Annotated in this window: 20 protein-coding genes and 1 pseudogene; 11 read left to right on the top strand and 10 right to left on the bottom strand. The window is 71.3% G+C overall.

The features are described 5' to 3' along the window. The first annotated feature begins 22 nt into the window (after positions 1–22). Positions 23–1,010 (top strand): annotated as a pseudogene (locus AC5L36_RS04955) (methyltransferase). A 6-nt stretch (positions 1,011–1,016) separates the two neighbouring features. On the opposite strand, the gene AC5L36_RS04960 reads toward AC5L36_RS04955, so the two are convergent. From AC5L36_RS04960 to AC5L36_RS04970, 3 genes are all read right to left on the bottom strand, one after another. After that, positions 1,017–2,711 carry a hypothetical protein gene (locus tag AC5L36_RS04960; protein WP_441214144.1) on the bottom strand — a complete coding sequence of 565 codons (1,695 nt, stop codon included), beginning with the start codon at positions 2,709–2,711 and terminating at the stop codon, positions 1,017–1,019. 93 nt (positions 2,712–2,804) lie between these two features. Next, complete coding sequence (locus tag AC5L36_RS04965; RefSeq protein ID WP_441214145.1) at positions 2,805–3,626, bottom strand: ABC transporter ATP-binding protein; 822 nt, start codon at positions 3,624–3,626, stop codon at positions 2,805–2,807. Positions 3,627–3,749: 123 nt separating this feature from the next. Then, positions 3,750–4,697: an LLM class F420-dependent oxidoreductase gene (locus tag AC5L36_RS04970; protein WP_441214146.1), complete on the bottom strand. Its 948-nt coding sequence runs from the start codon at positions 4,695–4,697 to the stop codon at positions 3,750–3,752. A 229-nt stretch (positions 4,698–4,926) separates the two neighbouring features. Between AC5L36_RS04970 and AC5L36_RS04975 the strand changes: the two genes are divergently transcribed. Then, positions 4,927–5,955 carry an ABC transporter substrate-binding protein gene (locus tag AC5L36_RS04975; protein WP_441214147.1) on the top strand — a complete coding sequence of 343 codons (1,029 nt, stop codon included), beginning with the start codon at positions 4,927–4,929 and terminating at the stop codon, positions 5,953–5,955. A 71-nt stretch (positions 5,956–6,026) separates the two neighbouring features. Continuing rightward, entirely contained in the window at positions 6,027–6,851 is an 825-nt protein-coding gene (locus AC5L36_RS04980; protein WP_441214148.1) for an ABC transporter permease, read from the top strand. A gap of 359 nt (positions 6,852–7,210) precedes the next feature. On the opposite strand, the gene AC5L36_RS04985 is transcribed toward AC5L36_RS04980, so the two are convergent. Next, on the bottom strand, positions 7,211–8,392 hold the full coding sequence (locus AC5L36_RS04985; RefSeq protein WP_441214149.1) for an ABC transporter substrate-binding protein: 1,182 nt from the start codon (positions 8,390–8,392) through the stop codon (positions 7,211–7,213). 470 nt (positions 8,393–8,862) lie between these two features. Here AC5L36_RS04985 and AC5L36_RS04990 point away from each other — a divergent pair, with 470 nt between their 5' ends. Genes AC5L36_RS04990 through AC5L36_RS05005 form a run of 4 tightly spaced genes read left to right on the top strand, consistent with a single transcriptional unit; the run spans position 8,863 to position 13,464 of the window. Next, on the top strand, positions 8,863–12,024 hold the full coding sequence (locus tag AC5L36_RS04990; RefSeq protein WP_441214150.1) for a nitrate- and nitrite sensing domain-containing protein: 3,162 nt from the start codon (positions 8,863–8,865) through the stop codon (positions 12,022–12,024). Beyond that, on the top strand, positions 12,024–12,431 hold the full coding sequence (locus AC5L36_RS04995; RefSeq protein ID WP_441214151.1) for a roadblock/LC7 domain-containing protein: 408 nt from the start codon (positions 12,024–12,026) through the stop codon (positions 12,429–12,431). The genes AC5L36_RS04990 and AC5L36_RS04995 overlap by 1 nt, the downstream gene beginning before the upstream one ends. 57 nt (positions 12,432–12,488) lie before the next feature. Beyond that, complete coding sequence (locus AC5L36_RS05000) at positions 12,489–12,857, top strand: DUF742 domain-containing protein (protein ID WP_377307454.1); 369 nt, start codon at positions 12,489–12,491, stop codon at positions 12,855–12,857. Further along, entirely contained in the window at positions 12,838–13,464 is a 627-nt protein-coding gene (locus tag AC5L36_RS05005; RefSeq protein WP_441214152.1) for a GTP-binding protein, read from the top strand. The genes AC5L36_RS05000 and AC5L36_RS05005 overlap by 20 nt, the downstream gene beginning before the upstream one ends. A 192-nt stretch (positions 13,465–13,656) precedes the next feature. On the opposite strand, the gene AC5L36_RS05010 is transcribed toward AC5L36_RS05005, so the two are convergent. From AC5L36_RS05010 to AC5L36_RS05030, 5 genes are read right to left on the bottom strand one after another with little or no spacing between them, the layout of a single operon-like run. Beyond that, positions 13,657–14,745, bottom strand: coding sequence for a uroporphyrinogen-III synthase (locus AC5L36_RS05010; RefSeq protein ID WP_441214153.1), 1,089 nt, complete (start codon positions 14,743–14,745; stop codon positions 13,657–13,659). After that, entirely contained in the window at positions 14,745–15,086 is a 342-nt protein-coding gene (gene nirD / locus AC5L36_RS05015) for a nitrite reductase small subunit NirD (protein ID WP_441214154.1), read from the bottom strand. The genes AC5L36_RS05010 and nirD overlap by 1 nt, the downstream gene beginning before the upstream one ends. Next, a complete protein-coding gene (gene nirB, locus AC5L36_RS05020) occupies positions 15,083–17,599 on the bottom strand; it encodes a nitrite reductase large subunit NirB (RefSeq protein ID WP_441214155.1) in 2,517 nt (838 codons plus the stop codon). Before nirB ends, nirD begins: the two co-directional genes overlap by 4 nt. After that, positions 17,596–19,029, bottom strand: a complete 1,434-nt coding sequence (locus AC5L36_RS05025; RefSeq protein ID WP_441214156.1) for an FAD-dependent oxidoreductase — start codon at positions 19,027–19,029, stop codon at positions 17,596–17,598. Before AC5L36_RS05025 ends, nirB begins: the two co-directional genes overlap by 4 nt. Beyond that, a complete protein-coding gene (locus AC5L36_RS05030; protein ID WP_441214157.1) occupies positions 19,026–21,107 on the bottom strand; it encodes a molybdopterin oxidoreductase family protein in 2,082 nt (693 codons plus the stop codon). Before AC5L36_RS05030 ends, AC5L36_RS05025 begins: the two co-directional genes overlap by 4 nt. A 190-nt stretch (positions 21,108–21,297) precedes the next feature. On the opposite strand from AC5L36_RS05030, the gene AC5L36_RS05035 reads away from it, so the two are divergent. Both AC5L36_RS05035 and AC5L36_RS05040 read left to right on the top strand, forming a co-directional pair. Further along, positions 21,298–21,543: a hypothetical protein gene (locus AC5L36_RS05035; protein ID WP_308710614.1), complete on the top strand. Its 246-nt coding sequence runs from the start codon at positions 21,298–21,300 to the stop codon at positions 21,541–21,543. Next, entirely contained in the window at positions 21,533–21,826 is a 294-nt protein-coding gene (locus AC5L36_RS05040; protein ID WP_441214158.1) for a type II toxin-antitoxin system PemK/MazF family toxin, read from the top strand. The genes AC5L36_RS05035 and AC5L36_RS05040 overlap by 11 nt, the downstream gene beginning before the upstream one ends. Positions 21,827–21,927: 101 nt before the next feature. Here AC5L36_RS05040 and AC5L36_RS05045 read toward each other — a convergent pair whose 3' ends face one another. Further along, positions 21,928–23,292 (bottom strand): MFS transporter, encoded by a 1,365-nt coding sequence (locus AC5L36_RS05045; RefSeq protein WP_441214159.1) that lies wholly within the window; start codon positions 23,290–23,292, stop codon positions 21,928–21,930. Positions 23,293–23,523: 231 nt separating this feature from the next. Here AC5L36_RS05045 and rplM point away from each other — a divergent pair, with 231 nt between their 5' ends. Both rplM and rpsI read left to right on the top strand, forming a co-directional pair. Next, entirely contained in the window at positions 23,524–23,967 is a 444-nt protein-coding gene (rplM, locus tag AC5L36_RS05050; protein WP_441214160.1) for a 50S ribosomal protein L13, read from the top strand. A gap of 20 nt (positions 23,968–23,987) precedes the next feature. Beyond that, positions 23,988–24,458, top strand: coding sequence for a 30S ribosomal protein S9 (gene rpsI / locus AC5L36_RS05055; RefSeq protein WP_441214161.1), 471 nt, complete (start codon positions 23,988–23,990; stop codon positions 24,456–24,458). Positions 24,459–24,511: the final 53 nt, after the last annotated feature.

The raw sequence follows: 24,511 nt of genomic DNA on the forward strand, positions 1-24,511 counted from the left end.
TTGAGCTTTGTAGCATGCCCGAATGCTGACGCCAACGCCACTCATGGGCCTCGTGTCCGGTTTCTGGAGCTTCAAGACGCTTGCCGCCGCCGTCGAGCTGGATCTCTTCACCCGGCTTGCCGGCGGCAAGAGCATCACCGTCGAGAAGGCCGTGGCCGAACTGGGCCTCGCCGAACGCCCCGCGGACCTTCTCTTAGCGCGACGGCGACGGCTACCGCAACTCCGCGCTGGCCGAGGAGTTCCTGGTGGCCGGCAAGCAGTACTACTTCGGCGGGCAGGTGCGCTACTGCGACCGGCGCACCTACCTGGCCTGGCACCGGGTCGGCGACGCGCTGCGCACCGACCGCCCGCTGACCTGGGACCCGGACACGCAGGAGTCGATGTTCGAGACCGAGGACCCGCAGCTGCTCGCGCTCTTCTGGGAGGCGATGTACTCGACGTCCATCTTCACCGCCCGCGCGCTCGGCGAGGCGTACGACTTCGGCGCGCACTCGCGGCTGCTCGACGTCGGCGGCGGGTCCGGCGCGTACCCGATCGAACTCTGCCGCCGGTACCCGTCGTTGCGGGCCACGGTCTTCGACCTGCCGCACGTCGTGCCCATCGCGGCGGAGAAGGCAGCGGCGGCCGGGCTCGCCGACCGGATCGACACGGTGGCGGGCAACTTCCTGCACGACGAGGGGCTGCCGTCCGGGTACGACGTGATGCTGCTCAGCATGATCCTGCATGACTGGGACGAGCCGACAAACCGCGAGCTGCTCGCCAAATGCTTCGCCGCCCTGCCCGCCGGCGGCGCGGTGGTGATCTCCGAGCTGCTGCTCAACGCCGACCGCACCGGCCCGGCCTCGGCCGCGCTGATGGGCATGAACATGCTGGTCGAGACCGTCGGCGGCCGTAACTACTCGGAGACCGAGTACGCGGACTGGCTCAGCGGCGCCGGCTTCGTGGACGCGCACGTGGTCCACTTCGACGCTCCCGGCGCCAACGGCGTGGTGGTGGCCCGCAAGCCGTAACGGTCGTCAGCGGGCCGGGTCGCGAGGGTCGGTGTCACGGCCGGAGAGGCCGCTGACCCAGTCGACATACTCCTCGTCGCGTGGCTTCAGGGGTGGCTCAGGCCGGTCCTGGCCGCCGCGCTGGACCGGTACGTCCAGCGCGGCGGTCGGCTCCGTGGGCTCGGGCGCGGAGCGACGGCGGCCGAAGAGGCCCCGGCGCTGGCGTGGGACCGCTTCCTCAGCGGCGGGTGGCGTCTCCTTGGCGCGCCTGCGGGCCTTGCGGCCGCGCGGCTCGTCGCCGGCATCGTCGGCCCGGCCGCCCGCGGGCTCGTCTTCCGGCCCGGAGTAGATCGGGATCTCGCCGGTGGAGTACTCGGCCGCCCGGCGGCCGGCCGAGAAGGCGGTGGCGGCTCCGGCGGCGCCCGGGTCACGACCGGCCGGAGAGCGGCGCGGCGGGCGAGCGGTGGGTGTCTTCGGCGGCGCCGCCTGCGGAGGGGGCGGCGGCACCAGCGGGGGCGGTGGTGGCACCACCGGCGGCGGCGGGGCCGGGCGTGCGGCGGGTGGCGGGGGCGACTGCGGCGAGAGGTCGGCCGTCGGCTCGTCGAAGCGGCCGCGCGCCGGCTCGCGGGCGGAGGTCGGCTCGTCGAAGAACCCGCCGCCTCGGCCGGCGGACGTGTCGACCGTCGGCAGGGAAGCGGTGGTCTCGTCGGCCGCCGAGGCCGATGTGGACGCCTTCTCGCCGTGCCGGGGCATCGGGACGGTCCACTCGCCGGTCGGTGGCTCGCGGAAGACCGGCTCGATGGTGGTGTCGCGGGCCGGGCGCTGCTCCTCGGGCGTGGCCGCCGGTGCCTCCTCGGCGGGCGTGGCCGTGCCGAAGGTGGGGCGCCGGGCGACCGTGGCCAGGACCGAGCCCAGCGTGCCGGCGCCGACCGCGACCAGCGCGCCCCAGTAAGGCGCGGCCTGGAACTTGTCGGTGTCGCTGCCGGGGCCGGCCACCAGGTAGGCCAGGCACAGCATCGCCGGCCCGATGATGCCGGAGGCCGCGATCGTCACCGGCGGGCGGCCGAGCCAGCGGCCCAGCCCCGCGGTGGCGGCGCCGAGAGCCAGCGCTAGCAGCGGCATCGTCACCACCGCCGAGCTCTGCGCGGCGCCCGTGCTGAACGAGGCCAGGTCGAGCACGCCCAGGCGCAGGTTGGGCAGCGGGTCGTCGGGGCCGAGCGAGGGGATCACCGAGATCAGCGCGAGCGCCCAGGTGGCGCCCGTGACGGCCGCGACGTTCCACAAAAGAGGCTTGTAGCTCAGCGCGGCGATCGCGACGAACACCCCGGCCACCGCCCCGAGCGTCGCGGAGAGGCCGATGACCAGTACCGGGTCGGTGGCGCGCACGATGGCGAAGCGGGCGGGCTGCATGCACAGCGGCACCAGCACGGCCGCGCCGATGCCGCCGCACAGGGCGTAGGCGATCCGTGAGCCGGTGCCGCCCTCGTATCCGCGGCGCCGCGCCATCCGGTCGGCCGCGATCGCGCCGGCCACCGCGGCCACCATGGCGAACCAGGCCACCCACGCCATCTGCGCGGTCCACTGGTTTTCCTGGTCGACCGGGAAGGTGCGGCTGAGCCGGACGACGCCGAGGCCGAAGGCCACACCGAGCTGGCTGGCGGCGGCGAGCATGGCGACGCCGAGCGCGGCGAGGAGCACCCTGCTCCACGTACGGATGGCCATGGCAGGCACGTTACGGCTCCGTGACCCGCCTCGCTACCCGGCCGGTCGTGGCTTGACGCACTTCCCAGAACCCGCTGAAGGTCCCTTAAGAAATCAGACCCGCTGGCGAGTGCGCTGCGACTGGGGCTGCACCGGGTGGGCGGTCGGCGCGGCGGGCGGGCCATCCGGCGCGAGCAGCAGCTCGTGCAGCTCGGCGCTGCACCGGGCGACTTCGTCCAGGTAGGCGTTGTGACCGAGCGAGCGGGGCCGGGGGATCTTGACCTCGACGACCCGCCGGAGCCGACCCGGGCGCGGGCTCAGCACCACGACCCGGTCGGCGAGCAGCACGGCCTCGTTGATGGAGTGCGTGACGAAGACGGTGGTGGCGCCGAGGTCCATGTGGACCCGCTGGAGCTCCGTCGAGAGCTCTTCGCGGGTGAGCGCGTCCAACGCGGAGAACGGCTCGTCCATCAGCATCACCTTGGGCCGCTGGATCAGCGCCCGGCACAGCGCCACGCGCTGCTGCATGCCGCCGGAGAGCTCGTGCGGCTGCTTGCGGTGGAAGCCGGCCAAGCCGACCATGTCGAGCAGCTCCTCGGCCCGCCTGCGGTGCTCGGCGCGCTTCCAGCCGAACATCTCGATCGGCAGCAGCACGTTGTCGAGGACCGAGCGCCACGGCAGCAGCGCCGGCTTTTGGAACATCATCGCGATGTCCTTGCGCGGCTTGGTGACCCGCGTGTCGCCGACCGACACCTCGCCGGCGCTCGGCGCGATGAGCCCGGCGATCAGCCGGAGCAAAGTGGACTTTCCGCAGCCGGAGCGGCCGATGATGGCGATGAACTCGCCCTCGCTGACGGTCAGGTTGATGTTTCGCAGGGCCTCCACGGCGCCCGATCGCGCCTGGAACGTCTGGGAAACTCCGGCCAGTCGAATCATCGTGTGCTCCCTACCGGGGCCGCCTTGGTTGGTGCTCGCTTCGCTCGCGCGCACCGCAGGTGCCAGGCTATCGGGAAGGCCGGCCGCGGCCCACGGTGCCATGGTCATTTTCGCGCTCTGTGATCACAGGGCGACAACCTGCGGAAGTACGTCGGAAGCCACCAGCTCGAGGTGGTCGATGTCAGTGATCTCGATGAACCGCAGGTGCACCCGGGTGACCCCGATCGCCGCGAACTCGCCGATCCGGTCGACGAGCTGCGCCGGCGAGCCGACCACCGGGTCTTCCGGCGGCAGGGCACTCGGTGCGTGCAGGGGTGCCGCGCGCCGGTGTGCCTCCGCGTCGGTGCGGCCGATGGCGACCACGATGCCCACCGACATCACCAGCGGCGCCTTGCCGGACTCGGCCCGCCCCACCCGGTCGGAGACCGCCAGCACCCGGTCGAACGCCGCCTTCGACTCGGCGACGGTCTTGAACGGCATGTTGAACTCGTCCGCGTATCGCGCCGCGATCTCGGGCGTGCGCTTGGGGCCGCGCCCGCCCACGATGATCGGCGGACCGGGCACCTGCACCGGCTTGGGCAGGCCGGGCGCGTCGACGAGCTGGTAGTGCTCGCCCTTGAAGCTGAACGGCTCGCCGACCGGGCTGCCCCACAGGCCGGTGATGACCGCGAGCTGCTCGGCGAGGATGTCGAAGCGCTCGCCGGTGGACGGGAACGGTATGCCGTACGAGACGTGCTCGCGCTGGTACCACCCCGTGCCCATGCCGAGCTCGACCCGGCCGCCGCTCATCTGGTCGACCTGCGCCACCGCGATCGCCAGCGGCGCGGGCTGCCGGAACGTCACCGACGTGACGAGCGTGCCGAGCCGGATGCGGGAGGTCTCGCGGGCCAGGCCGGCCAGCGTGATCCAGGCGTCGGTCGGCCCGGGCAGCCCGGCCTCGAGGCCCATTGCCTGGTAGTGGTCGGCCCGCAGGTAGCCCTCGAACCCGGCGTCTTCGGCGAGCCGGGCGAGGCGAAGCTGGTCGTCGTACGTGGCTCCACGGTGTGGCTCTGTGAACACGCAGACGCGCACGGTAACCGCCTGAGTCGATCGGATCCGGGTGATTGGTCGCGGTCAGGCTATCGGCATCCCGTTACGGCGCGATACCCCGGCCGGGATCGGTTCGTAACCCGATACGCCTTGCGTCGCAAACCAGCCTTTCGCCTACGCTGTGGCGCGACATTCATGAACGGCCTCGCGGCCTCCCCTCGGTCTCGGCGCCGTCGCTCCAACGCCCCCTCCAGTTGGAAGGAATCTGTTCATGAGAAGGGTTACCCGTTCTTTCGCGGTAGCCGCTCTGGCCACGGCTCTGGCCGTCGTGGCCGGTTGCAGCTCCGACGACGAACCGGAAGCGACAAACAACGCCGGCACCGGTGGTGAGCTGGTGAAGGTGAGGTACCTCACGTCCTTCGGCAACTTCGGGCGTGACGCGTACGGGTGGGTCGCGCTCGAAAAAGGATTTTTCCGAGAAGCCGGATTTGACGTCGAGATCCAGAAGGGCGAGGGCACCGGCGGCAACATCCAGAAGATCGTCGCCGGCGCCGCCGACTACACGCCGATCGACCTGACCGGCGGCCTGCTCAACTTCGGTAAAGGCACGAAGGGCTTCACCGCCGTCGCGGCGATCCAGCAGCGCACCATGGCGGCCATCGCGACCACGACCGACAAGGGCATCAAGACGCCGAAGGACCTGGAGGGCAAGACCCTCGTCGACGCGCCGGGGTCCGTCGTGCGCAACCTCTTCCCGGTGTACGCCCAGCTGGCGAAGATCGACTACAACAAGGTCACCTGGAACAACGGTGAGCCCGCCACGCTGATCGGCCAGCTCAACAACAAGAACGTCGACGGCATCGGCCAGTTCGTGGTGGGCCGGCCGACCATCGCCGCGGTGACGAAGAAGGAGCCGTTCTTCCTCCCGTACAGCGACTACCTCATCGACCTGTACGGCAACGTGCTGATCACGTCGACGAAGAACGCGACGGACAAGCCGGAGGAGGTCAAGAAGTTCACCGCCGCCCTGCTCAAGGGCCTGGAGTACTCGCTGGCCAACCCCGCCGAGGCGGCCAAGATCCTCAAGGCCAAGGACCAGGCCGCGAACGACAAGGCGGCGCAGGCCGAGCTGGAGCTGATGGGCTCCTTCGTCCGCTCCGCCGGCTCCGGTGAGAAGATCGGTCTGATCGACACCCAGCGCGTGGCCCGGAGCATCGCGATCCTCCAGGGCGCCGGTCAGATCCCGGCCGGCATCACGCCCGAGCAGATCATCTCCGTCGACCTGGTGCCGAAGGTCTGACCCATCGAACCAAGCGGGTGTGGCGGCTGACCCGGCCGCCACACCCGAGGTAGACCCGCAAGGAGCGTGAGATGAGCGAGACGTCAGTCGCCGCGCCGCCCATCGCGGCGGCCGACCGGTCCGGGATACGGGTACCCAGTTTCGTCTATCCCATCGCCGGCTTGGTTGTCACGGTCTTCGTGTGGTGGCTGGCGACAAGCGTGCTCGGCCTGGCCCACCCGGTCGTGCTGCCCCCGCCGGAAGACGTGCTGCGCGGCTTCAACGCCAACCGGAGCTTCATCCTCGAAGGCACGCTGACGACCGGGCTGGAAACGCTGTTCGGCTTCGTGATCTCGTCGTTCGTCGGCTTCCTGATGGGCATCGTGCTGGCCAGCTCCGCCGTGCTGGAGCGGATGTTCTCGCCGCTGCTGGTGGCGGTCAACGCCGTGCCCAAGATCGCCTTCGGGCCGATGCTGGTCATCTGGCTGGGCTGGGGTCAGCCCTCGATCCAGTTCATGATCTTCATCATGTGCTTCTTCCCGGTCGTGCTCTCCACGGTGACCGGGCTGACCAGGACGCCCGGCGACCTTGCGGAGATGGCCCGCGCGCTGGACGCGTCCCGGCTGAAGATGTTTCTCAAGGTCCGGCTTCCCGCCGCGATGCCGCAACTCCTCGTCGGCCTCAAGCTGGCGCTGCCGCTCGCCTCGGTGGGCGCGATCATCGGCGAGTTTCAGGCCGGTGACGCCGAACGGCCGGGTCTCGGCTCGATCATCGTGCAGACGCTCGGTCAGGGCGAGTCGGCGACCGCGTTCGCCGCGTTCGTGCTGATCGCGGCCACCACGATCCTCCTCTACTCCGCGCTGCTCGGGCTCGAGCGGCTGCTGCTGCCCTGGGTGCGCGCCACCACCGACCGCTGACCGCCCTTACATCCGCACTGTCCGTCGTGGTCTAGACCCGATTCCGCTCGGCTTGAGTTGACCCTTGAGTTTCAAGAGGTTTCCCGGGTCCGTGTCAGCTGCGGGCCGCTGCTCCCGCCGGAGACCGCGGTGGCCGGCGGCTCGCGGGGCGAGCCGAAATCCCCGGCCCCCGCTGCCAGCTCCGCGCGCCAAGCCCACCCTGGGCGCGGCGCTGCTCCCGCGGCCTTACCCGTCCGCCGTTGGTCACGGTCAAACCTCCCGGGATGACTGACGGGTGAGGCCGCGGGAGCAACGGTCCGGACCACGACGGACGTCGCGGTAGCCCAAATCTCTTGCCTGGAAAGGGTTTCGACAGGCTCCTAGCTGGCCAGCCGCCAGCGGCCGTTGCGGGCCACGAGCACGGTGAGCGCCTGCGGCATCAGGCCGGAGTGGTTGTCCGGGGTGATCCGGATCGGCCCGGACAACCCGTCGAACTGCGACGTCTCCACAATGGACCGGATGCTGTCGCGGCTCAGCGAGGTGCTCTGCTGTAGGGCGTTGGTAATCATCTGGATGGCGTCGGCGGCGAACGACGAGAAGCCGTTGTAGCTGCCGTACTTGGCGGTGTAGTCACGGAACCACTGCTTGCGGGCCGCCGTCGCGGGCGTGGTGGCGATGACGTCGTCGATCACCATCGTCTGGGTGAACACCATCGTCGCGCCGTTGGAGGCCCCCTGCCCGGACAGGAAGAGGTCGCCGGCCGCCGCGCCGTCGAAGAACAGCGAGCCGGTGAAGCCCGCCTGCTTCGCGCTGGTGGCCGCCAGCGCCGCCTGCTCCGCGAACGTCCACACCACGATCGCCTGCGGCTCCTGGCCCGGCTCGGTGTCGAGCAGCGACTGCACGGCCTGGCTCACGTCGGTGTCCGTCGGGCGGATCTTGGCTTCGCCGGTCTTCGTGATCTTCGCGCTCGCCAGCGCGTCCCTGAGGGCCTCGTATCCCTCGACGCCGTAGGCGTCGTCGGTGTACAGGACGGCGACCCGCTTCTTCTTCGCGTTGCCGAGCTCCGCGGTGAGGGCGGCGGCGTTGTCGGTCGCGTTGGGGCCGATTTTGAACACCCACCGCCGCTCGCTGACCGGCGCCGCCACAGCGCTGGCCGGAGCGAGCGCGATGGTGGGGATCCCGCGTTGCTCGACGGTTGGCACCACCTCGTCGACGCACGCCGCGCAGGTGCCCATCACGATGGCCGCCACGTTGGAGTTGTTGGCGAACGCGCCCACGTTGGTCAGGGACAGGCTGGAGTCGGAGCGGTTGTCCTTGGGTTCGAGCTTGAGCTTTCGGTTGCCGAGCACACCGGAGTCGTTGACTTGGCTGATTTTCAGGTCGAGCGCGCGCTGGTAGGCCTGCCCGATGGCCGCCGTCGGGCCGGACAGCTCCAGGTCGGCACCGATGATGATTTCCTCGACGTCGTCGCCGGCGTCATCGCTGGATTGGCAGGCGGACGCGGACAGGACCAGCGCGGCTGCGGTGAGCGCAGACAGCGTCACGGAGCGTATGGGCCTCAAGGTGGTCCTCCAGGTGGACGACCCAGCAGAGCTGGTGTTTTAGGGGCTGGCTACCGCTGTCCGTCCCCTGTGGAGCGACGCGGACGGGCCTGCCGTACGGTGTGAGCGCGCAGTCATTCGAACGTGGAAACCATGCCAACGGCGGACGCCGGGGTCAAGCTGACGGGGTACCTGTTCCACGGGACGGCTATCCCACATAGTGGTTTGCGAAGAAGTTTGCACTCGTTAACTTTATCGACATCAATGCCTTGCGGGTTACTGTTTGCGCAGGTCACGGCCACATTCTTGGGAAGGGGCGGAGTGGGCGGAGTTTGTATTGGGGATGGTGCGACCGTTTCCTGCCTGACTGAGGCTTCCCAAGTGGGTGCCGTTTCTGGTGAAATCGCGGCCGTGCCGCGTGCGGCGCTGACCGGTGCACCCAGGCGTCGGTCGAGCGAGTCGCGCGTGGAGACGACGACGGAGGCGATGTCGTGAGCACGGGACCTACGACCCTGCCCGAAAAAGGTGTGCAGGCCCGCCGTGCTGCGCGCCGCTGGTTTCCGCGTCTGCGCGACGCTCGGATCAGGTCGAAGCTCGCGCTCATCCTGGTCGTGCCGGTCGCGGCGGTGCTCGCGCTCGCCACGGTCCGGCTCGTCGACGTCGGCCGCGGCGCCCTCGACGCCAGCCTCATCCGCGACCTCACCGCCCTCTCCACCAACGTCTCGTCCCTCAACCAGGACCTGCACAAGGAGCGCATGGCCGCGGCGAAGTACCTGGCCGCGAACAACCGGGACAAGGACAAGGCCAAGCAGGCCTACAACCAGGCGGTCAGCCGCACCGACCAGACCGTCGCCGGATACACGAGCGAGCGGCAGGACGTCGGCGACGTTCCCAACTCCGTAGAGACCCGGCTCGTCAAGATCGATGGGCACATCGCCACGCTCGACGGCACCCGCCGGGACATGCTCGCCGGCCAGCGTCCGGTCGCCGAGGCGGTGCTCCGCTACGGCAACATCCTCACCGACCTCGTGGCGTACGGCGACGTGGTCGGCCAGCTCGCCGGCGAGGGCGACCTGGCCGACGAGCTGCGCGCGGCGGCCGCCTTTGCCAAGGCCAAGGCGGCCAAGGCCGACGAGGAAGCGGTCATCTACTCCTCCCTCGCCGGCGGCGGTGGCCTGGCCGAAGAGGAGCTCAACTCGTTCCTCGGCGCGCTGAAGAGCCAGGAGGCCGCGCAGGCGAGCTTCGAACTGGCCGCGAGCGGCGCGCAGCAGTCGATCGCCGACGCGACCGTCACCGGCGACGCGGTCAACCTGGCACAGAGCGTCGAGGCCCTGATCAACCGGTCGGTCGGCGGCACCGCACTGGTCGGCGCGGACGCGGCCCAGCAGGCCGTCGGCTCGGTGGTCGACCTCATGCGCTACGCCGAGGTCAAGCTCGAAGAGCGCGCGCTGGCCGAGGCCGACGACGTCCGCGCGGCCGTGGTCCGCCAGGCCGTCGTCGAGTCGATCCTCGTACTCATCACGCTGTTCATCGCCGTCGCCCTCGCCGTGGTCCTGGCCCGGTCGCTCAACCGTTCGCTGCGCCGCCTCCGCGAAGGTGCGCTCGCCGTGGCCAACCGCGACCTGCCCGACGCGGTCGCCCAGCTGCGCGACGTGCGCAGCATCGGTGACGGCGGGCCCGACGAGATCGTGCGCCAAGTGCGCGACGCGATCCGACTGCCCAACCGCGACGAGGTCGGGCAGGTGGCACAGGCGTTCAACGTCGTACACCGCGAAGCCGTCCGGATCGCGGCCGAGCAGGCCGCACTGCGCACGAGCGTCTCGGCGATGTTCCTCAACCTGGCCCGCCGAAGCCAGGCGCTGGTCGACCGCATGATCGGCGAGCTCGACATGATCGAGCGCGGCGAGGAAGACCCGAAGCGGCTGGCACAGCTCTTCCAGCTCGACCACCTCGCCACCCGGATGCGCCGCAACGACGAAAACCTGCTCGTGCTCGCCGGCGCCGACTCCACCGCGCCGCGGCGCGACGACGCGCTGCTGGTCGACGCGCTCCGCGCCGCCCAGTCCGAAGTGGAGCTCTACAACCGCATCGAGTTCGGCACCGTCGACACCGACATCTCGATCGCCGCGCACGCGGTCAACGACGTCGTCCGGCTCGTCGCCGAGCTGCTCGACAACGCCACCCGGTTCTCGCCGCCCAACACGGTGGTCGTCGCCGACGCCCGGCGCATCCGCGACTACGTGTTGATCCAGATCGAAGACCGCGGCCTCGGCCTCACCGAAGACCAGCTGGACGCGCTCAACCACCGGCTCAGCCAGCCGCCCGCGGTCGACGTGGCCGCGTTCCGGCTGATGGGCCTGGCGGTCGTGGGCCGCCTCGCCTCCCGATACGGCATCCGGGTCGAGCTGCGGCCCAACGTCGAGGGCGGCACGGTCGCGCAGGTGACCTTGCCGAGCGGCATCGTCGTGCTGCCCGCGCCGCGTACCCGCGAGCAGGTGCTCACCCGCCCACGCTCGCCGCTCGCGGTCGAGACCAGCCCGGCCGCCGCGGCCCCGGTGTCCGGCGGCTGGTCGCAGCCGGCCGCGCCGATGCGTTCGTCCGCCGCCACGATCTCCGACCCGCGGCCGGGGCAGACCCAGCCCTCCTGGGACACCTCCGCCGTGCCGGTCAACGCGACGGCGGCGACCAGCGCGTTCCCGACGATCAACCAGCCGGCCGGCGCCACGGTCGGCCAGCCGCAGGGTGGGTTCGGCTCGCCAACGGTGGCGTACCCGACCGTGCAGCCTTCACCGCTGCCGCAGCGGGGTGGCGCGATCCCCGCGACGGCCCACCCGATGACACCCGCCGTGCTGCCACCCTCCGGCCTGCCGGCTGGCCCGGTGGCCGGTTCGCCCGGTGTCGTCCCGCGTCCTGACGACGGCGGCGAGGTGCCGATCTACCGGGAGATGGAAGCGGTCTGGTTCCGTTCACACGGCCAGGCCTCCACGCAGATCTTCTCCGCGGTGAGCCCGGGCGGCACCGCGGCCAGCCCGAGCGGCAGCTACACCTCGGCGAGCGCCGCACCGGCCGCCTCAGGCCTCTCCAGCGCCTCCACGGGCTACTCCGGGTCTTCCGGCCTGTCCGGCGGGTCTTCGGGGCTCTCCGGCGGCTCCAGCCTCGGCAACGGCGGCCCTGGCGCAGGGTCCGGCCTCGGCAACGGCGGGCTCAACAGCGGCTCCGGCTTCGGCGGTTCGCTGCCGAGCCGCACACCCACCCCGCCGCCGGCCGCCGCGCCGCCGCCGGCCGCGTACGCGCCGCCGGTGGTGCCGCCCGCCGCGACCCAGGGCGCCGGCGACGCCGGTGCCGGCGCCGTGCCCCGCCCGAGGAGCGGCGCCGACGAGAGCTGGCGCACCGCCGCCGACGAGGGCTGGCGGCGCGCCGAGCGGGCCGCCGAGCCGGTAAACGGGGGCACGACGCGCTCCGGCCTGCCCAAGCGCGTGCCGCAGGCCCAGCTCGTGCCCGGCGGCGTGGACAACTCGGCCGCCCAGCAGCGCGCCAGGCGTACGCCCGACGAGGTCCGCGGCCTGCTATCCGCGTACCACCGGGGCGTGCAGCGCGGCCGTTCGGCCGGCAGCCAGGAAAACGGGAGCACCTCTACCAAGGAGACCAGTTGATGACGAGGCCAGCAGCGATGCAGGACATGGGTTGGCTGCTCAGCAACTTCGCCGACAGCGTGGCCGGGATCGCCCACGTCGTCGCGGTGTCGGCCGACGGCCTGCTCCTCGCGTCGTCGCGTGACCTGCCGGCCGACCGGGCCGACCAGCTGGCCGCGATCACGTCCGGTGTGGTCAGCCTCACCGACGGCGCGTCGCGGATGTTCAGCGCCGGTGGAGTGCTCCAGACGGTCATCGAGATGGACAGTGGCTACCTCTTCCTCATGTCGATCAGCGACGGCTCCTCGATGGCCGTGCTGGCCGCGCGCAGCTGCGACGTCGGTCAAGTGGGGTACGAGATGGCGCTGCTCGTCGAGCGGGTCGGCGCGGCCCTGTCGCCGGCGACCCGAGAGGCCGTCGCGCGCTAGTCCTAAGTAGATAATGACGGTGACGCCACGACGAACACGGAAGGAGGTGACCGCGTCATGGTGGACCAACCGCGAGAAGATCCGAGAGGTGCGCTGGTCCGGCCATACGCTGTCACCCGTGGGCGCACCGAACCCCGCCAGGACATCGCCCTCGAAGCGGTGCTCGTGGCGGACCCGGCCGCCGTGCAAGAGTCGCGGTTCGCGGGCCACGACAAGCACCGCATCGCCACCGTCTGCGAAAACCGCGCGCAGTCGCTGGCGGAGATAGCGGCCTACACCCGGCTCCCGTTGGGCGTCGCCCGGGTGCTCGTCGCCGACATGGTGGCGGAAGGCTTGCTGACGCTGCACAGTGCCGCTCCGGTCGAAGCCTATGAGGAGCGGATGGAACTGCTTGAGAGGGTGCTGAGTGGACTTCGCAGGCTATAACGCCGCAGGAGCGCGCCGTAACCGAGGGATCACGTCCGCCAAAATCGTGATCGCGGGAGGCTTCGGCGTCGGCAAGACGACGCTCGTCGGTGCCGTCTCCGAGATCACCCCGCTGACCACCGAGGCGGTCATGACCGCGGCCGGCGTCGGCATCGACGACCCCTCCAACGTGCCCGGCAAGGAAACCACCACCGTCGCGATGGACTTCGGCCGCATCACCATGGCCGAAGACCTGATCCTCTACCTCTTCGGCACCCCTGGCCAGACCCGCTTCTGGTTCATGTGGGACGAGATCATCCGAGGCGCCGTAGGCGCGGCCGTGCTGGTCGACACCCGCCGGATCGCGGACGCCTTCGCCCCGCTCGACTACTTCGAAAACCGGCACCTGCCGTACGTGGTGGCACTCAACGTCTTCGACGGCTCCCCGCAGTACGAGATCGAGGAGGTACGCGAGGCGCTCGCCATCGCACCCCACGTGCCGCTCGTGATGTGCGACGCCCGCCACCGCGACTCGGTCAAGCAGGTGCTGGTCAACGTCGTCGAGCACGCGATGATGACCCTCCGCGCCGAACGCGGCGGCGGCCGCCGCCCCACCCCGGTCGGCTGACCCAGGCGACGAGCTACCGCCTGGTCGGCAACAGCCATTGTGGACAAACCGCGCATCCGCCGGGGCAAGAGGGCGGCCGCGACCCAACGCGAGAGTGAGCCGCGGGAGCAGCGGACCAGACCACCTTCGACCTGCGGTGACGGGCGTCGTGGTAGCTCGGGTCTCGGTTCAGTCGAAGGCCACGGAGCGGATTCAGTCGACGGGTAGGCGGTAGCCGCGCTTTACGACGGTCTGGACCACCCCGGGGGCGCCCAGGCCGGCGCGGAGGCGGGCCACGGCCATCTCCACGGCGTGTTCGTCGGCGCCGCGCGGGAGGGTGCGTAGTAGCGCGGCCCGGGACAGCACGCGGCCAGGGGTTGCCGCTAGGGCGCGGAGCACCGACATCGGTGCCGGTGCCAGTGGGCGGAGCTCGCCGTCGACCACCGCCGCGTGGCCGCGGAGGGTGAGGACGTGGCCGGCCACCTTGAGGTTTACCGCGCGTTGGGGGAGCTCGTCCACGATCGTGCGGACCAGCGCGCCGAGCCGTGCGCGGGCGGGTGCTATCACCGGCACGCCGTGGCGGCGCAGGGGGGCGGCGGTCACCGGGCCTACGCAGGCCGCCAGCACGTCGGAGCGGAGCGCGTCCAGGACCGCGTCGCCGCTGGCGCCGGCCGCCCGCAGGAGTGCGCCGGCTGCCGGTGCCGAGGTGAACGTGACCGCGTCGACCAGACGGCCGGTGATCAGGTCTACCAGGCGGTGCAGCGGAGCGGGGTCGGTGGGCGGTGCCCAGCGGTAGACGGGCACCTCGATGACCGTGGCGCCGGCGGCCTCCAGGGCGGCGGTGCACTCGGGTTGGCGTTCGCCGTGGAGTTGCATCGCGACGACCTGGCCGTCGACGCCTCGGTGTCGCAGATGGTCGATGACCTCGTCGCAGCTTTCCGAGGCGGGTGACCACTCGTCGTGCAGCCCGGCCGCCCGGATGGCGCCGCGGGCCTTGGGGCCGCGGGCAACGATGTACGCGTGGCCCAGCACCGAGCGGAGCGGCTCGGCCAGGCCCCAGCCCTCAGCGGCCTCCAGCCAGCCGCGCATGCCGATGCCGGTGTTGGCCATCACCACGTCCGGCGGGCGCTCCAGGCACGCCCTCGTGGCCGCGCGCAGCTCGGTGTCGTCGGCCAGCGGCACGATCCGCAGCGCGGGGGCGAGCACGACGCGCGCGCCGCGCCGTTCCAGCAGGGCGGCCAACTCGTCGCGGCGCCGGTCCGCGGTCACCCCGACCGTGAAGCCGGAGAGCTCCTCGGACATCAGCCGCCGCTCACTTCGACCATGCCGTCCCGCACCCGCACCGCAAAGGTGCGTACCGCCACGCCGGCCACGTCCAGGCATTCGCCGGTGCGCAGGTCGTACACCTCTTTGTGGAGCGGGGACGCGACCGTCGGCGCGTCGCCGCGGCTGCCGACGATGCCCCGCGACATCACGTTCGCGCCGGCGATCGGGTCGCGGTTTTCGATGGCGAAGAGCTCGCCGTCGAACGTGCGGAAGATGGCGACCTGCTCACCCCCGACCAGCGCGGCCACACCCCGCTCTGGTTCTACCCGCTGCTGCGGGCAGATCACTTCCCAGCGCGCCGTCAGAGTGTCCGTCATTGGCGTACTCCCATCGTCGGTAGACCGAGCACCACAGGTCGGCGCTCGCCCAGTGCCGGTACCGGCTGGCCCCGCTCCACCTCGAACGTGATGGTGGGGTCGGGGGTGTCCGGCGCGTTTACGAAGGAGGTGAACCGGCGCACGCGCTCCGGGTCGTCGACGGTGGCCCGCCACTCGTCCTCGTACTTGTCGACGTGGCGCGCCATCGCCTCGTCGAGGTCGGCGCAGATGCCGAGCGAGTCGTCGACGATGACCGCGCGCAGGTGGTCGAGGCCGCCTTCCATCGCCTCGATCCACGCGGCGGTGCGTTGGAGCCGGTCGGCCGTGCGGATGTAGAACATGAGGAACCTGTCGACGTACCGCACGAGGTCCTCGGTGGACAGATCGCTGGCGAAGAGGTCGGCGTGGCGCGGGCGGAAGCCGCCGTTGCCGCCGACGTAGAGGTTCCACCCGTTGTCGGTGGCGATGATGCCGAAGTCTTTGCTCCGCGCCTCGGCGCACTCGCGGGCACACCCGGAGACCGCCGACTTGATTTTGTGTGGCGCGCGCAGCCCGCGGTAGCGCAGCTCCAGCGCGACTGCGAGCCCGACCGAGTCCTGCACCCCGTAGCGGCACCAGGTGGAGCCGACGCAGGACTTGACCGTGCGCAGTGCCTTGCCGTACGCGTGGCCGGACTCGAAACCGGCGTCGACGAGCCGGCGCCAGATCTGCGGCAGCTGCTCCACGCGCGCGCCGAACAGGTCGATCCGCTGGCCACCGGTGATCTTCGTGTACAGGTTGAAGTCGCGGGCCACCTCGCCGATCACGATGAGCTTTTCCGGGGTGATCTCGCCGCCGGGTATGCGTGGCACCACCGAGTACGTGCCGTCGCGCTGGATGTTGGCCAGGAAGTGGTCGTTGGTGTCCTGGAGCGCGGCCTGCTCGCCGTCCAGCACGTACCCGTTGCCGAGCGAGGCGAGGATCGAGGCCACCGCCGGCTTGCAGATGTCGCAACCGCGCCCGCGCCCGTGCTCGGTCACGAGCTGCGAGAACGTGCGGATGCCGCGCACTCGGACGATCTCGAAGAGCTCTTGCCGGCTGTGTTCGAAGTGCTCGCACAGCGCCTTGGACAGCTGCACCCCGGAGACGGCCAGCAGCTGCTTGAGCATCGGCACGCAGGAGCCGCAGCTGGTGCCGGCGCGGGTGCACGCCTTGATGGCCGGCACGTCGGTGCAGCCCTCGTGGATCACGCCGACGATCTGGTCCTTGGTCACCGCGTTGCACGAGCAGACCTGCGCCCCGCCCGGCAGCGCGGCGATGCCCGCACCGGTGCCGGCGCCGTCGGACTCGGGGGCCAGCAGCGCCAGCGGCGGACCGGGCAACGGCCCCCCGACGCTTGCCCGGAGCGTCGGGTATGCCGTCGCGTCACCGACGAGCACGCCGCCGAGCAGCGTCTTCGCGTCGTCGGAGAGCACCAGCTTCGCGTACACGCGGGTGGCCGGGTCGGTGAACGTGACGTCGAGGCAGCCCTCGGTCGTGCCGTGCGCGTCGCCGAACGAGGCCACGTCGACGCCGAGCAGCTTGAGCTTGGTGGACAGGTCCGCGCCGGGGAACGTCGCCTCGCCGCCGAGCAGCCGGTCGGCCACCACCTCGGCCATGGCGTATCCGGGTGCGACGAGCCCGTAGCAGCGCCCCTCGACGGCCGCGCACTCGCCGACCGCCCAGATGCGCTCGTCGGAGGTGCGGCAGGCGGGGTCGACCAGGATGCCGCCGCGCTCGCCCACGTCGAGCCCGGCGGCACGGGCGACGTCGTCGCGCGGCCGGATGCCGGCGGCGACCACCACGATGTCGGCCTGGATCCAGGAACCGTCGGAGAGCGTGAGGCCGTGCACGCCGTCGCCGTCGGTGCGCGGGCGGATCGCGGTCGTCCCGGTGCCGGTGTGCACCTTGACGTCGAGCTCCTCGACGTAGCGCCGCAGCATCGCGCCGCCGGCCTCGTCGACCTGCACCGGCATCAGCCGCGGCGCGAACTCCACCACGTGGGTGGAGAGCCCGAGCAGCCGCAGCGCGTTGGCCGCCTCCAGCCCGAGCAGGCCACCGCCGATCACGGCGCCGGTGCGGCGGCCCTTGGCGTGGTCGCGGATCGCCTCGAGGTCGTCCAGCGTGCGGTAGACGAAGACCCCACGCAGGTCGGTGCCGTCGACCGGCGGCACGAACGGGTACGAGCCGGTGGCGAAGACGAGCGCGTCGTACGGGTACTCCCCGCCGCCGGTGAACGCCACCCGCCGCGCGCGGTCGATCCGCGTGACCGGCTCGCCGAGCCGCAGGTCGACGCCGTCGTCGGCGGTGTGCAGGCTCAGCTCCTCGGCCGATACCCCGTCGAAGAACGCGGAGAGCCGCACCCGGTCGTATGCCGCGCGGCCCTCTTCGGCCAGTACGGTGACCCGCCACTCGCCCGCCGTGTCCCGGGAGCGCAGCGCCTCGACGAAGCGCTGGCCCACCATGCCGTTGCCGACGACCACGAGCTGTTTCATGCGGCGACCTCCGACGAGTCCACAGTGGAGAGCCAGTCGACGATGCCTTCGACCGCGTCGCGGCAGGTGCCGCAGCCGGTCGTGGCCCTGGTCGCGGCGACCACGTCGTCGACGGACCGGGCACCCGCGCGCCAGCAGCGCACGAGTGCCCCCTTGCTGACGGTGTTGCACTGGCAGACCGTGGCGGCGTCGGGCATCAGTGCCGGCGACTCCGCCTGCGTCGCGGCCGGCACCCCGATTGCGCGGCCGAGGAGCAGCGCCCGCCGGTCGACGGGGACCGGCGCCCCGCGGTCGAAGAGCTGGATCACCGCGCCGACCGACGGGTTGTCACCGAGCAGGATGGCACCGGTGAGCCGCTCGTCGACGATCGTCAGCTTCGCGTAGGTGCCGCGGGCCGGGTCGGCGAAGCTCAGCTCCTCGGCGCCTTCGGCCGGCATCGACGTGCCCATCGCGGCGAGGTCGATGCCCGCGGCCTTGAGCCGGGTCACCACCGGAAGCGGCCGGTACCTCGCGAGCGGGTCTTCGCCGCCGAGCACCCGGGCGACGATCCGGGCTTGCTCCCACGCCGGCGCGACAAGACCGCTCACCACGCCCTCGTGCTGCGCGCAGTCGCCGATCGCGGAGATGTGCGGGTCGCTGGTGCGCATGTGGTCGTCGACCACGACGCCCCGCTCGACGGCGAGGCCGGTCTCGGCGGCCAGCGCCGTCTCGGGCCGCACGCCACAGGCCACCACGAGCAGGTCGGCGCGGAGCTCGCGCCCGTCGGCCAGGCCGAGCGTCACGCCGTCGGCGTCGGCGGCCACCGAGGCGGCCATCGCGTCGAGGTGTGCGGTGATGCCGATGCCGGCCAGCGTGCGCACGAGCACCGCGCTGGCGCCGGGGTCGAGCTGGCGCTCCATGAGGTGGCCGACCGCGTGCACGACCTCGGTGGCGATGCCCCGGGCGGCGAGCCCGCGCGCGGCCTCCAGGCCGAGCAGACCCCCACCGAGTACGAGCGCGGTGCGCGCTCCGGAGGCGGTGGCGAGGATGCGCCGGCAGTCGTCGAGCGTGCGGAACACCGCGACCCGCTCGGGCAGGTGCTCGCGGTCGAGGCCGGACAGCGGCGGGATGAGCGCGCGGCTGCCGGTGGCGAGCACGAGGTGGTCGTACTCGATGCGGTCGCCGGCATCCGTCGTGATCATGCGCGCGCCGCGGTCGATCGCGGTGACGGTCACGCCCGGCCGCAGGTCGATGCCGTGCCCGGCGGCCTCGGTGATCTCCACGTCGCGCTCGCGAACCTTGCCGGCGAGCACGCTCGACAGCATGATCCGGTTGTACGCGCGGTGCGGCTCGGCACCGAGCACCGTGACCTTGATGTGGGGGCCGCGGTCACGCAGCTCCGCCGCGAGCCGGGAGCCGGCCATGCCGTATCCGATGATGACGACGTTCATGCTGCTCGTACCTTGACTGCGCACACCTTGAACTCCGGCATTCGAGACGTCGGGTCGAGGGCGTCGCTCGTCAGTGAGTTGGCCCGGGCAGCGCCGCCCCAGTGGAACGGCGCGAAAACGGTGTCCGGCCGGATCGTCTCGGTGAGGCGGGCGGGTGCCCGCATCTCACCGCGCCGGCTGGTGACCACGACCTCGTCGCCGGCCTCGATGCCGAGGCGGGCGGCCAGGTCGGGGTGTAGCTCCACGAACGCGTTGGGCGCGCTGCGGCGCAACGGCTCGATCCGCCGGGTCTGCGCGCCTGACTGGTACTGCGCGAGGACCCGGCCGGTAGTGAGGTAGAGCGGAAACTCCGCGTCGACCTCCTCGGCGACCGGCCGGTGCTCGACCGGCAGAAAGCGGGCCTGCCCGTCCGGCGTCGCGAAGGCGTCGAGGAAAAGCCGCGGCGTACCCGGCCGGTCCACCGATGGGCACGGCCAGAACACGCCGTCCTCGGCGTCGACCCGCTCCCACGTCACGCCTGCGTAGTCGGCCGTGCCCCCGGCAGAAGCACGCCGCAGCTCCTCGAACACGGCTCGCGGCTCGGTGGTGAACCGCGCGCCGGCGCCGAGCCGGGAGGCCAGCTCGGCGATCACCGCCAGATCCGTCCTCACATCTGGCGGCGGCTCGCGGAGGGCGTGGCGCCGCAGCACCCGGCCCTCCAGGTTGGTCATCGTGCCGTCCTCCTCGGCCCACTGTGCGGTCGGCAGCACCACGTCGGCGATCGCCGCGGTCTCGGAGAGCACGAAGTCGGCGACGACGAGCATGTCGAGGCTCTTGAGGCGCGCTTCGACGCGGCCGGCGCGGGGCGCGGAGACCACCGGGTTGGAGCCGAAGACCAGCAGGGCACGCATCTCGTCGCCGGTCAGCAGCTCGTACGCCGACGGGCCGGGGCCGGGCAGGTCGTCGGGGTCGACGCCCCACACTCCTGCCACGTGCGCGCGTGCCGCCGGGTCGTCGAGCTTGCGGTAGCCGGGAAGCTGGTCGGCCTTCTGGCCGTGCTCGCGCCCGCCCTGCCCGTTGCCCTGGCCGGTGAGGCAGCCGTAGCCGGACCCCGGCCGTCCGGGCAGGCCGAGCGCGAGCGCCAGATTGATGAACGCGGTGACCGTGTCGACGCCCTTGGCATGCTGCTCGGCGCCGCGCGCGGTCAGGATGATCGCCGTCTGCGCGGTGGCCAGCGCGCGGGCCGCCGCCTCCAGGTCGGACACGGGCACGCCGGTCATCCGCTCGACCCGGGCCGGCCAGTAGCTCGCCACCGTGCGCCGCACCTCGTCGAAGCCGCTGGTGCGGTCCTCGATGTACGCCTCGTCGACCCAGCCCTCGCCCAGCGCGATGTGCAGCAGCGCGTTGGCCAGCGCCAGGTCGGTGCCGGGCGTTGGCTGGATGTGGAGCGTGGCCTGCCGGGCGGTGGCCGTGGCCCGCGGGTCGACCACGATCAGCGTGCCGCCGCGCGCCTTCTGCTCGGTGAGGTAGCGCGCGAACGGCGGCATCGTCTCCGCGACGTTGGCACCGACGAGCAGCAGCGTGTCGGCCTGCCCGATGTCGGCGAGCGGAAAGGGCAGCCCCCGGTCGACGCCGAACGCCCGCATGCCCGCGGCGGCCGCCGACGACATGCAGAACCGGCCGTTGTAGTCGATGTTTTTCGTGCGGAGCGCCACCCGGGCGAACTTGCCCAGCGCGTACGCCTTCTCGTTGGTGAGGCCGCCGCCGCCGAAGACCGCCACCGCGTCCCGCCCGTGCGCCGCCTGGATCCGCCGGATGCCGGCGGTGATCCGGTCGAGCGCCTCGGCCCAGGTGGCCGGGCGCAGCTCGCCGCCGTCGCGGACCAGCGGCGTGGTGAGCCGGTCGGGGTGGTCGAGCAGCTCGGCCGCGGTCCAACCCTTCTGGCACAGACCGCCCCGGTTGGTGGGAAACTCGCGGGCCACGACCTCGACCGGACCCTCCGGCGCCGCCCGGAGGGTCATGCCGCACTGGAGCGCGCAGTAGGGACAGTGGGTGGCGACCTCCCGGGTCGCCACGAGACTCTCCACCGCGCCTGCCATGCCGCAAAGCGTGCCCAGGGGCGGTTTCGCGGCCGGGTCCCGATTGTTTCGGGCCTGCTAAGAGGCGTTCACCGCAACCCTTGGAAGAGGGACAGGTCGCGGAGAGTGAGCGCGCGGCCTGTTTGCCCAGCATATGACGAGGTGGCCGGTCCGGATGGCGGCCGGTCATACCGGGAGTAAGCTCTGGCGCATGACCAAAAAGGTGACCCTGTCGTTCCCCGACGACACGATCGAAGAGGCACGGCGGTTCGCCGAGCGCGACGGCCTGACGCTGTCCGCCTGGATGGACCAGGCCGCGAGGGAAAAGGCGCTGCGCGAGGTGTTCGCCGCGCACGCCGCCGCGGTGCAGCGCGCCGGCTTCGACCTGGAGGCCGCGGCGCTGGCCGACGAGCGCGAGGTGGCGATGGTGGACGCAGCGATCTTCCGTGCTGCGTAGGGGCGAGGTCTGGCGCGTCGAGGGCGCCCGCGAGCGGCTGGGCCTGGTGATCAGCTCAGACGTCTACAACAGCACGGACGTGCCGATCGTCCTCGTCGCCGAGGTGGTCGAAGAGGAGCTGCTGCGCGACTCCCCACTCGCCGTCTCCATGGGCCAGTACGTGGTGATGCCCGACCGGCTCTCCTCGCCCATGAAGAAGTGGTTTACCGAGTGCGTCGACTACGCCGACACCGACACCATGCAGCGGGTGTCGAGAGCGCTCCGCATCATCCAAGACCTGTAGAAGATCGAGACAATCCGAGCTACCGCGACGTCCGCGGTGGTGGGGGAAATAAGAAGTTCGGGCCGCCCCCGGTGCGGGAGCGGCCCGAGACTCGCGTGCGGTCAGATGGAGGCGTGGGCCAGGCTCGGCACCTGGGTGATCAGGACGCGGCGGCGCAGGTAGCACCACCAGGTGACGGCGAGGCAGGTGCCGTACATCACGCCGAACCAGGTGAAGGCGGTCGAGACGCCGCCGGTCGCGTTGTACGAGTCGGCTATCGCCCGGGGCAGGTAGAAGCCGCCGATCGCGCCGATCGCGCCGGCGATGCCGAGCGTCGCGGCCGACTCGCGCTTGGCGGTCGCGAGATCGGGTGACTTCGCCGCGAAGATCGCCGGGATCATCCGGTACGTCGAGCCGTTGCCGGCGCCGGCGGCCGTGAAGAGCAGCCAGAACGAGGCGAGGAACAGCCCCATGTTCTTGGCGCCGGCCGCGCTGACCACGCCGTACGAACCCAGAGCCATGAGCGTGAAGCAGGCCGCGGTGACCCGGGCCCCGCCGACCCGGTCGGAGAGCCAGCCGCCGAACGGCCGGGCCAGCGAGCCGATCAGCGGGCCGGTGAAGGCCAGCGTGATTGTCGCCGCGCCCCAGCGTGCGGTCGGCGCGTCCGGAAACTGGAGCTTGAGCACCAGCGGGAACGCCGCCGAGTAGCCGAGGAACGAGCCGAACGTGCCGATGTAGAGGAAGGACATGACCCAGGTGTGCGGCCGCTTGACGGTGGCGAACTGGGCCCGGAAGGGCGTTTTGGCCACCGCCAGGTTGTTCATGAAGAAGTAGGCGCCGACGGCCGCCGCCAGCACCAGCGGCACCCACATCAGGCCGCCGTAGACGAGGCCGGCCGCGATCACCACGGGGACGAACAGCTGCATCGTGCTGATGCCGATGTTGCCGCCGGCGGCGTTGAGGCCAAGCGCGGCACCCTTCTTCCGCTCGGGGTAGAAGAACGAGATGTTCGTCATGGAGGAGGCGAAGTTGCCGCCGCCGAAGCCGGCCGCGGCGGCGCAGGCCAGCACCACCCAGTACGACGGCTTGGCGGTCACCGCGTAGGTGAGGCCGGCCAGCGGGATGAGCAGCAGCAGCGCGCTGATGATGGTCCAGGTGCGCCCGCCGAACCGGGTGACCGCGAACGTGTAGGGGATGCGCATCAGCGCGCCGATGAGGTTGGGCAGCGCGACCAGCCAGAAGCGCTGGTCCACGGAGTAGGGGAACTGGGCCTGCGGGAGCGCTACGACCACGACGCTCCAGATGGTCCAGACGGAGAAGCCGAGGTGCTCCGCGAAGATCGAGAACACCAGGTTGCGCCGGGCTACCCGGCGGCCCGTGGTGGCCCAGAACTCCTCGTTCTCCGGCTCCCAGTGGGTGAGCCACCGGCCCTTACCGGCGGGGGCGGCCGCGGCGGCGGCCACGGTGGGGGTCAGTGTCGTACTCATGGCGGGCAAGTTACGGAGGAGACTTTGCCGCGTGATTCCGTTCGACGTACCCGGGCGGTAAACCGAGCCGCACCACGACGGCGCCGGAGGTTGTGAGGAGCCGGACCCGTTTTGCGTCCCGGGGTGGCGACCGGGTATCGTTGCCTGCTGTTGTGCTAATGCCGGACGCGCTGCCGAAGAGCGGCGTCCTCGGCGTGCGCCCCCAGACCGACGACGAGACAAGGTAAACCTGTGCGTACGTACAGCCCGAAGCCGGGTGAGATCGAGCGTCAGTGGCACGTCATCGACGCCTCTGACGTCGTGCTGGGCCGTCTGGCGACCCACGCCGCCACGCTGCTGCGCGGCAAGCACAAGCCGACCTTCGCGCCGCACGTCGACACCGGTGACTTCGTGGTGATCGTCAACGCCGGCAAGGTCGCGCTTACCGGTAACAAGCGGCAGACCAAGATCGCCTACCGGCACTCCGGTTACCCGGGCGGTCTCAAGCAGGTCAACTACGAAGAGCTGCTGAGCAAGCGGCCCGACCGGGCGATCGAGCTGGCCGTCAGGGGCATGCTCCCGCACAATCGTCTGGGCCGAAAGCTGATCAAGAAGCTCAAGGTCTACGCCGGCGCCGAGCACCCGCACGCCGCCCAGAAGCCGGTGCCGTTCGAGATCAAGCAGATCGCGCAGTGAGCGCGGACGAAGGAAGCAGCATGACCGACACCATCGTCCCGACTCCGGCGCCGCCGGTCGTCGAGACCGCCCCGGCGCCCGCGGTCGTTCGCGTGCCCCGTGGTGACCGTCCCATCCAGACCGTGGGTCGCCGCAAGGAGGCCATCGTCCGGGTGCGCATCGTGCCCGGCACCGGCAAGATCACTTGCAACGGTCGCGAGCTCGAAGACTACTTCCCCAGCAAGGTGCACCAGCAGCTCATCAAGGAGCCGCTGGTGACCGCCGAAAAGCTCGAGGCCTTCGACGTGATCGCCAACCTGCGCGGTGGCGGCATCACCGGCCAGGCCGGCGCGCTGCGGCTGGGCATCGCCCGCGCGCTCTGCGCCAACGACCTCGACGACCGCCCGGCGCTGAAGAAGGCCGGCTTCCTCACCCGTGACGCCCGCGTCAAGGAGAGCAAGAAGTACGGTCTGAAGAAGGCCCGCAAGGCTCCTCAGTACTCCAAGCGCTGACGCGTTTTGTACTGCTGAAAGACGGCCGGGCCGCCCTGTGACACAGTGGGGCG

Source organism: Phytohabitans sp. LZ39 (assembly GCF_059359075.1).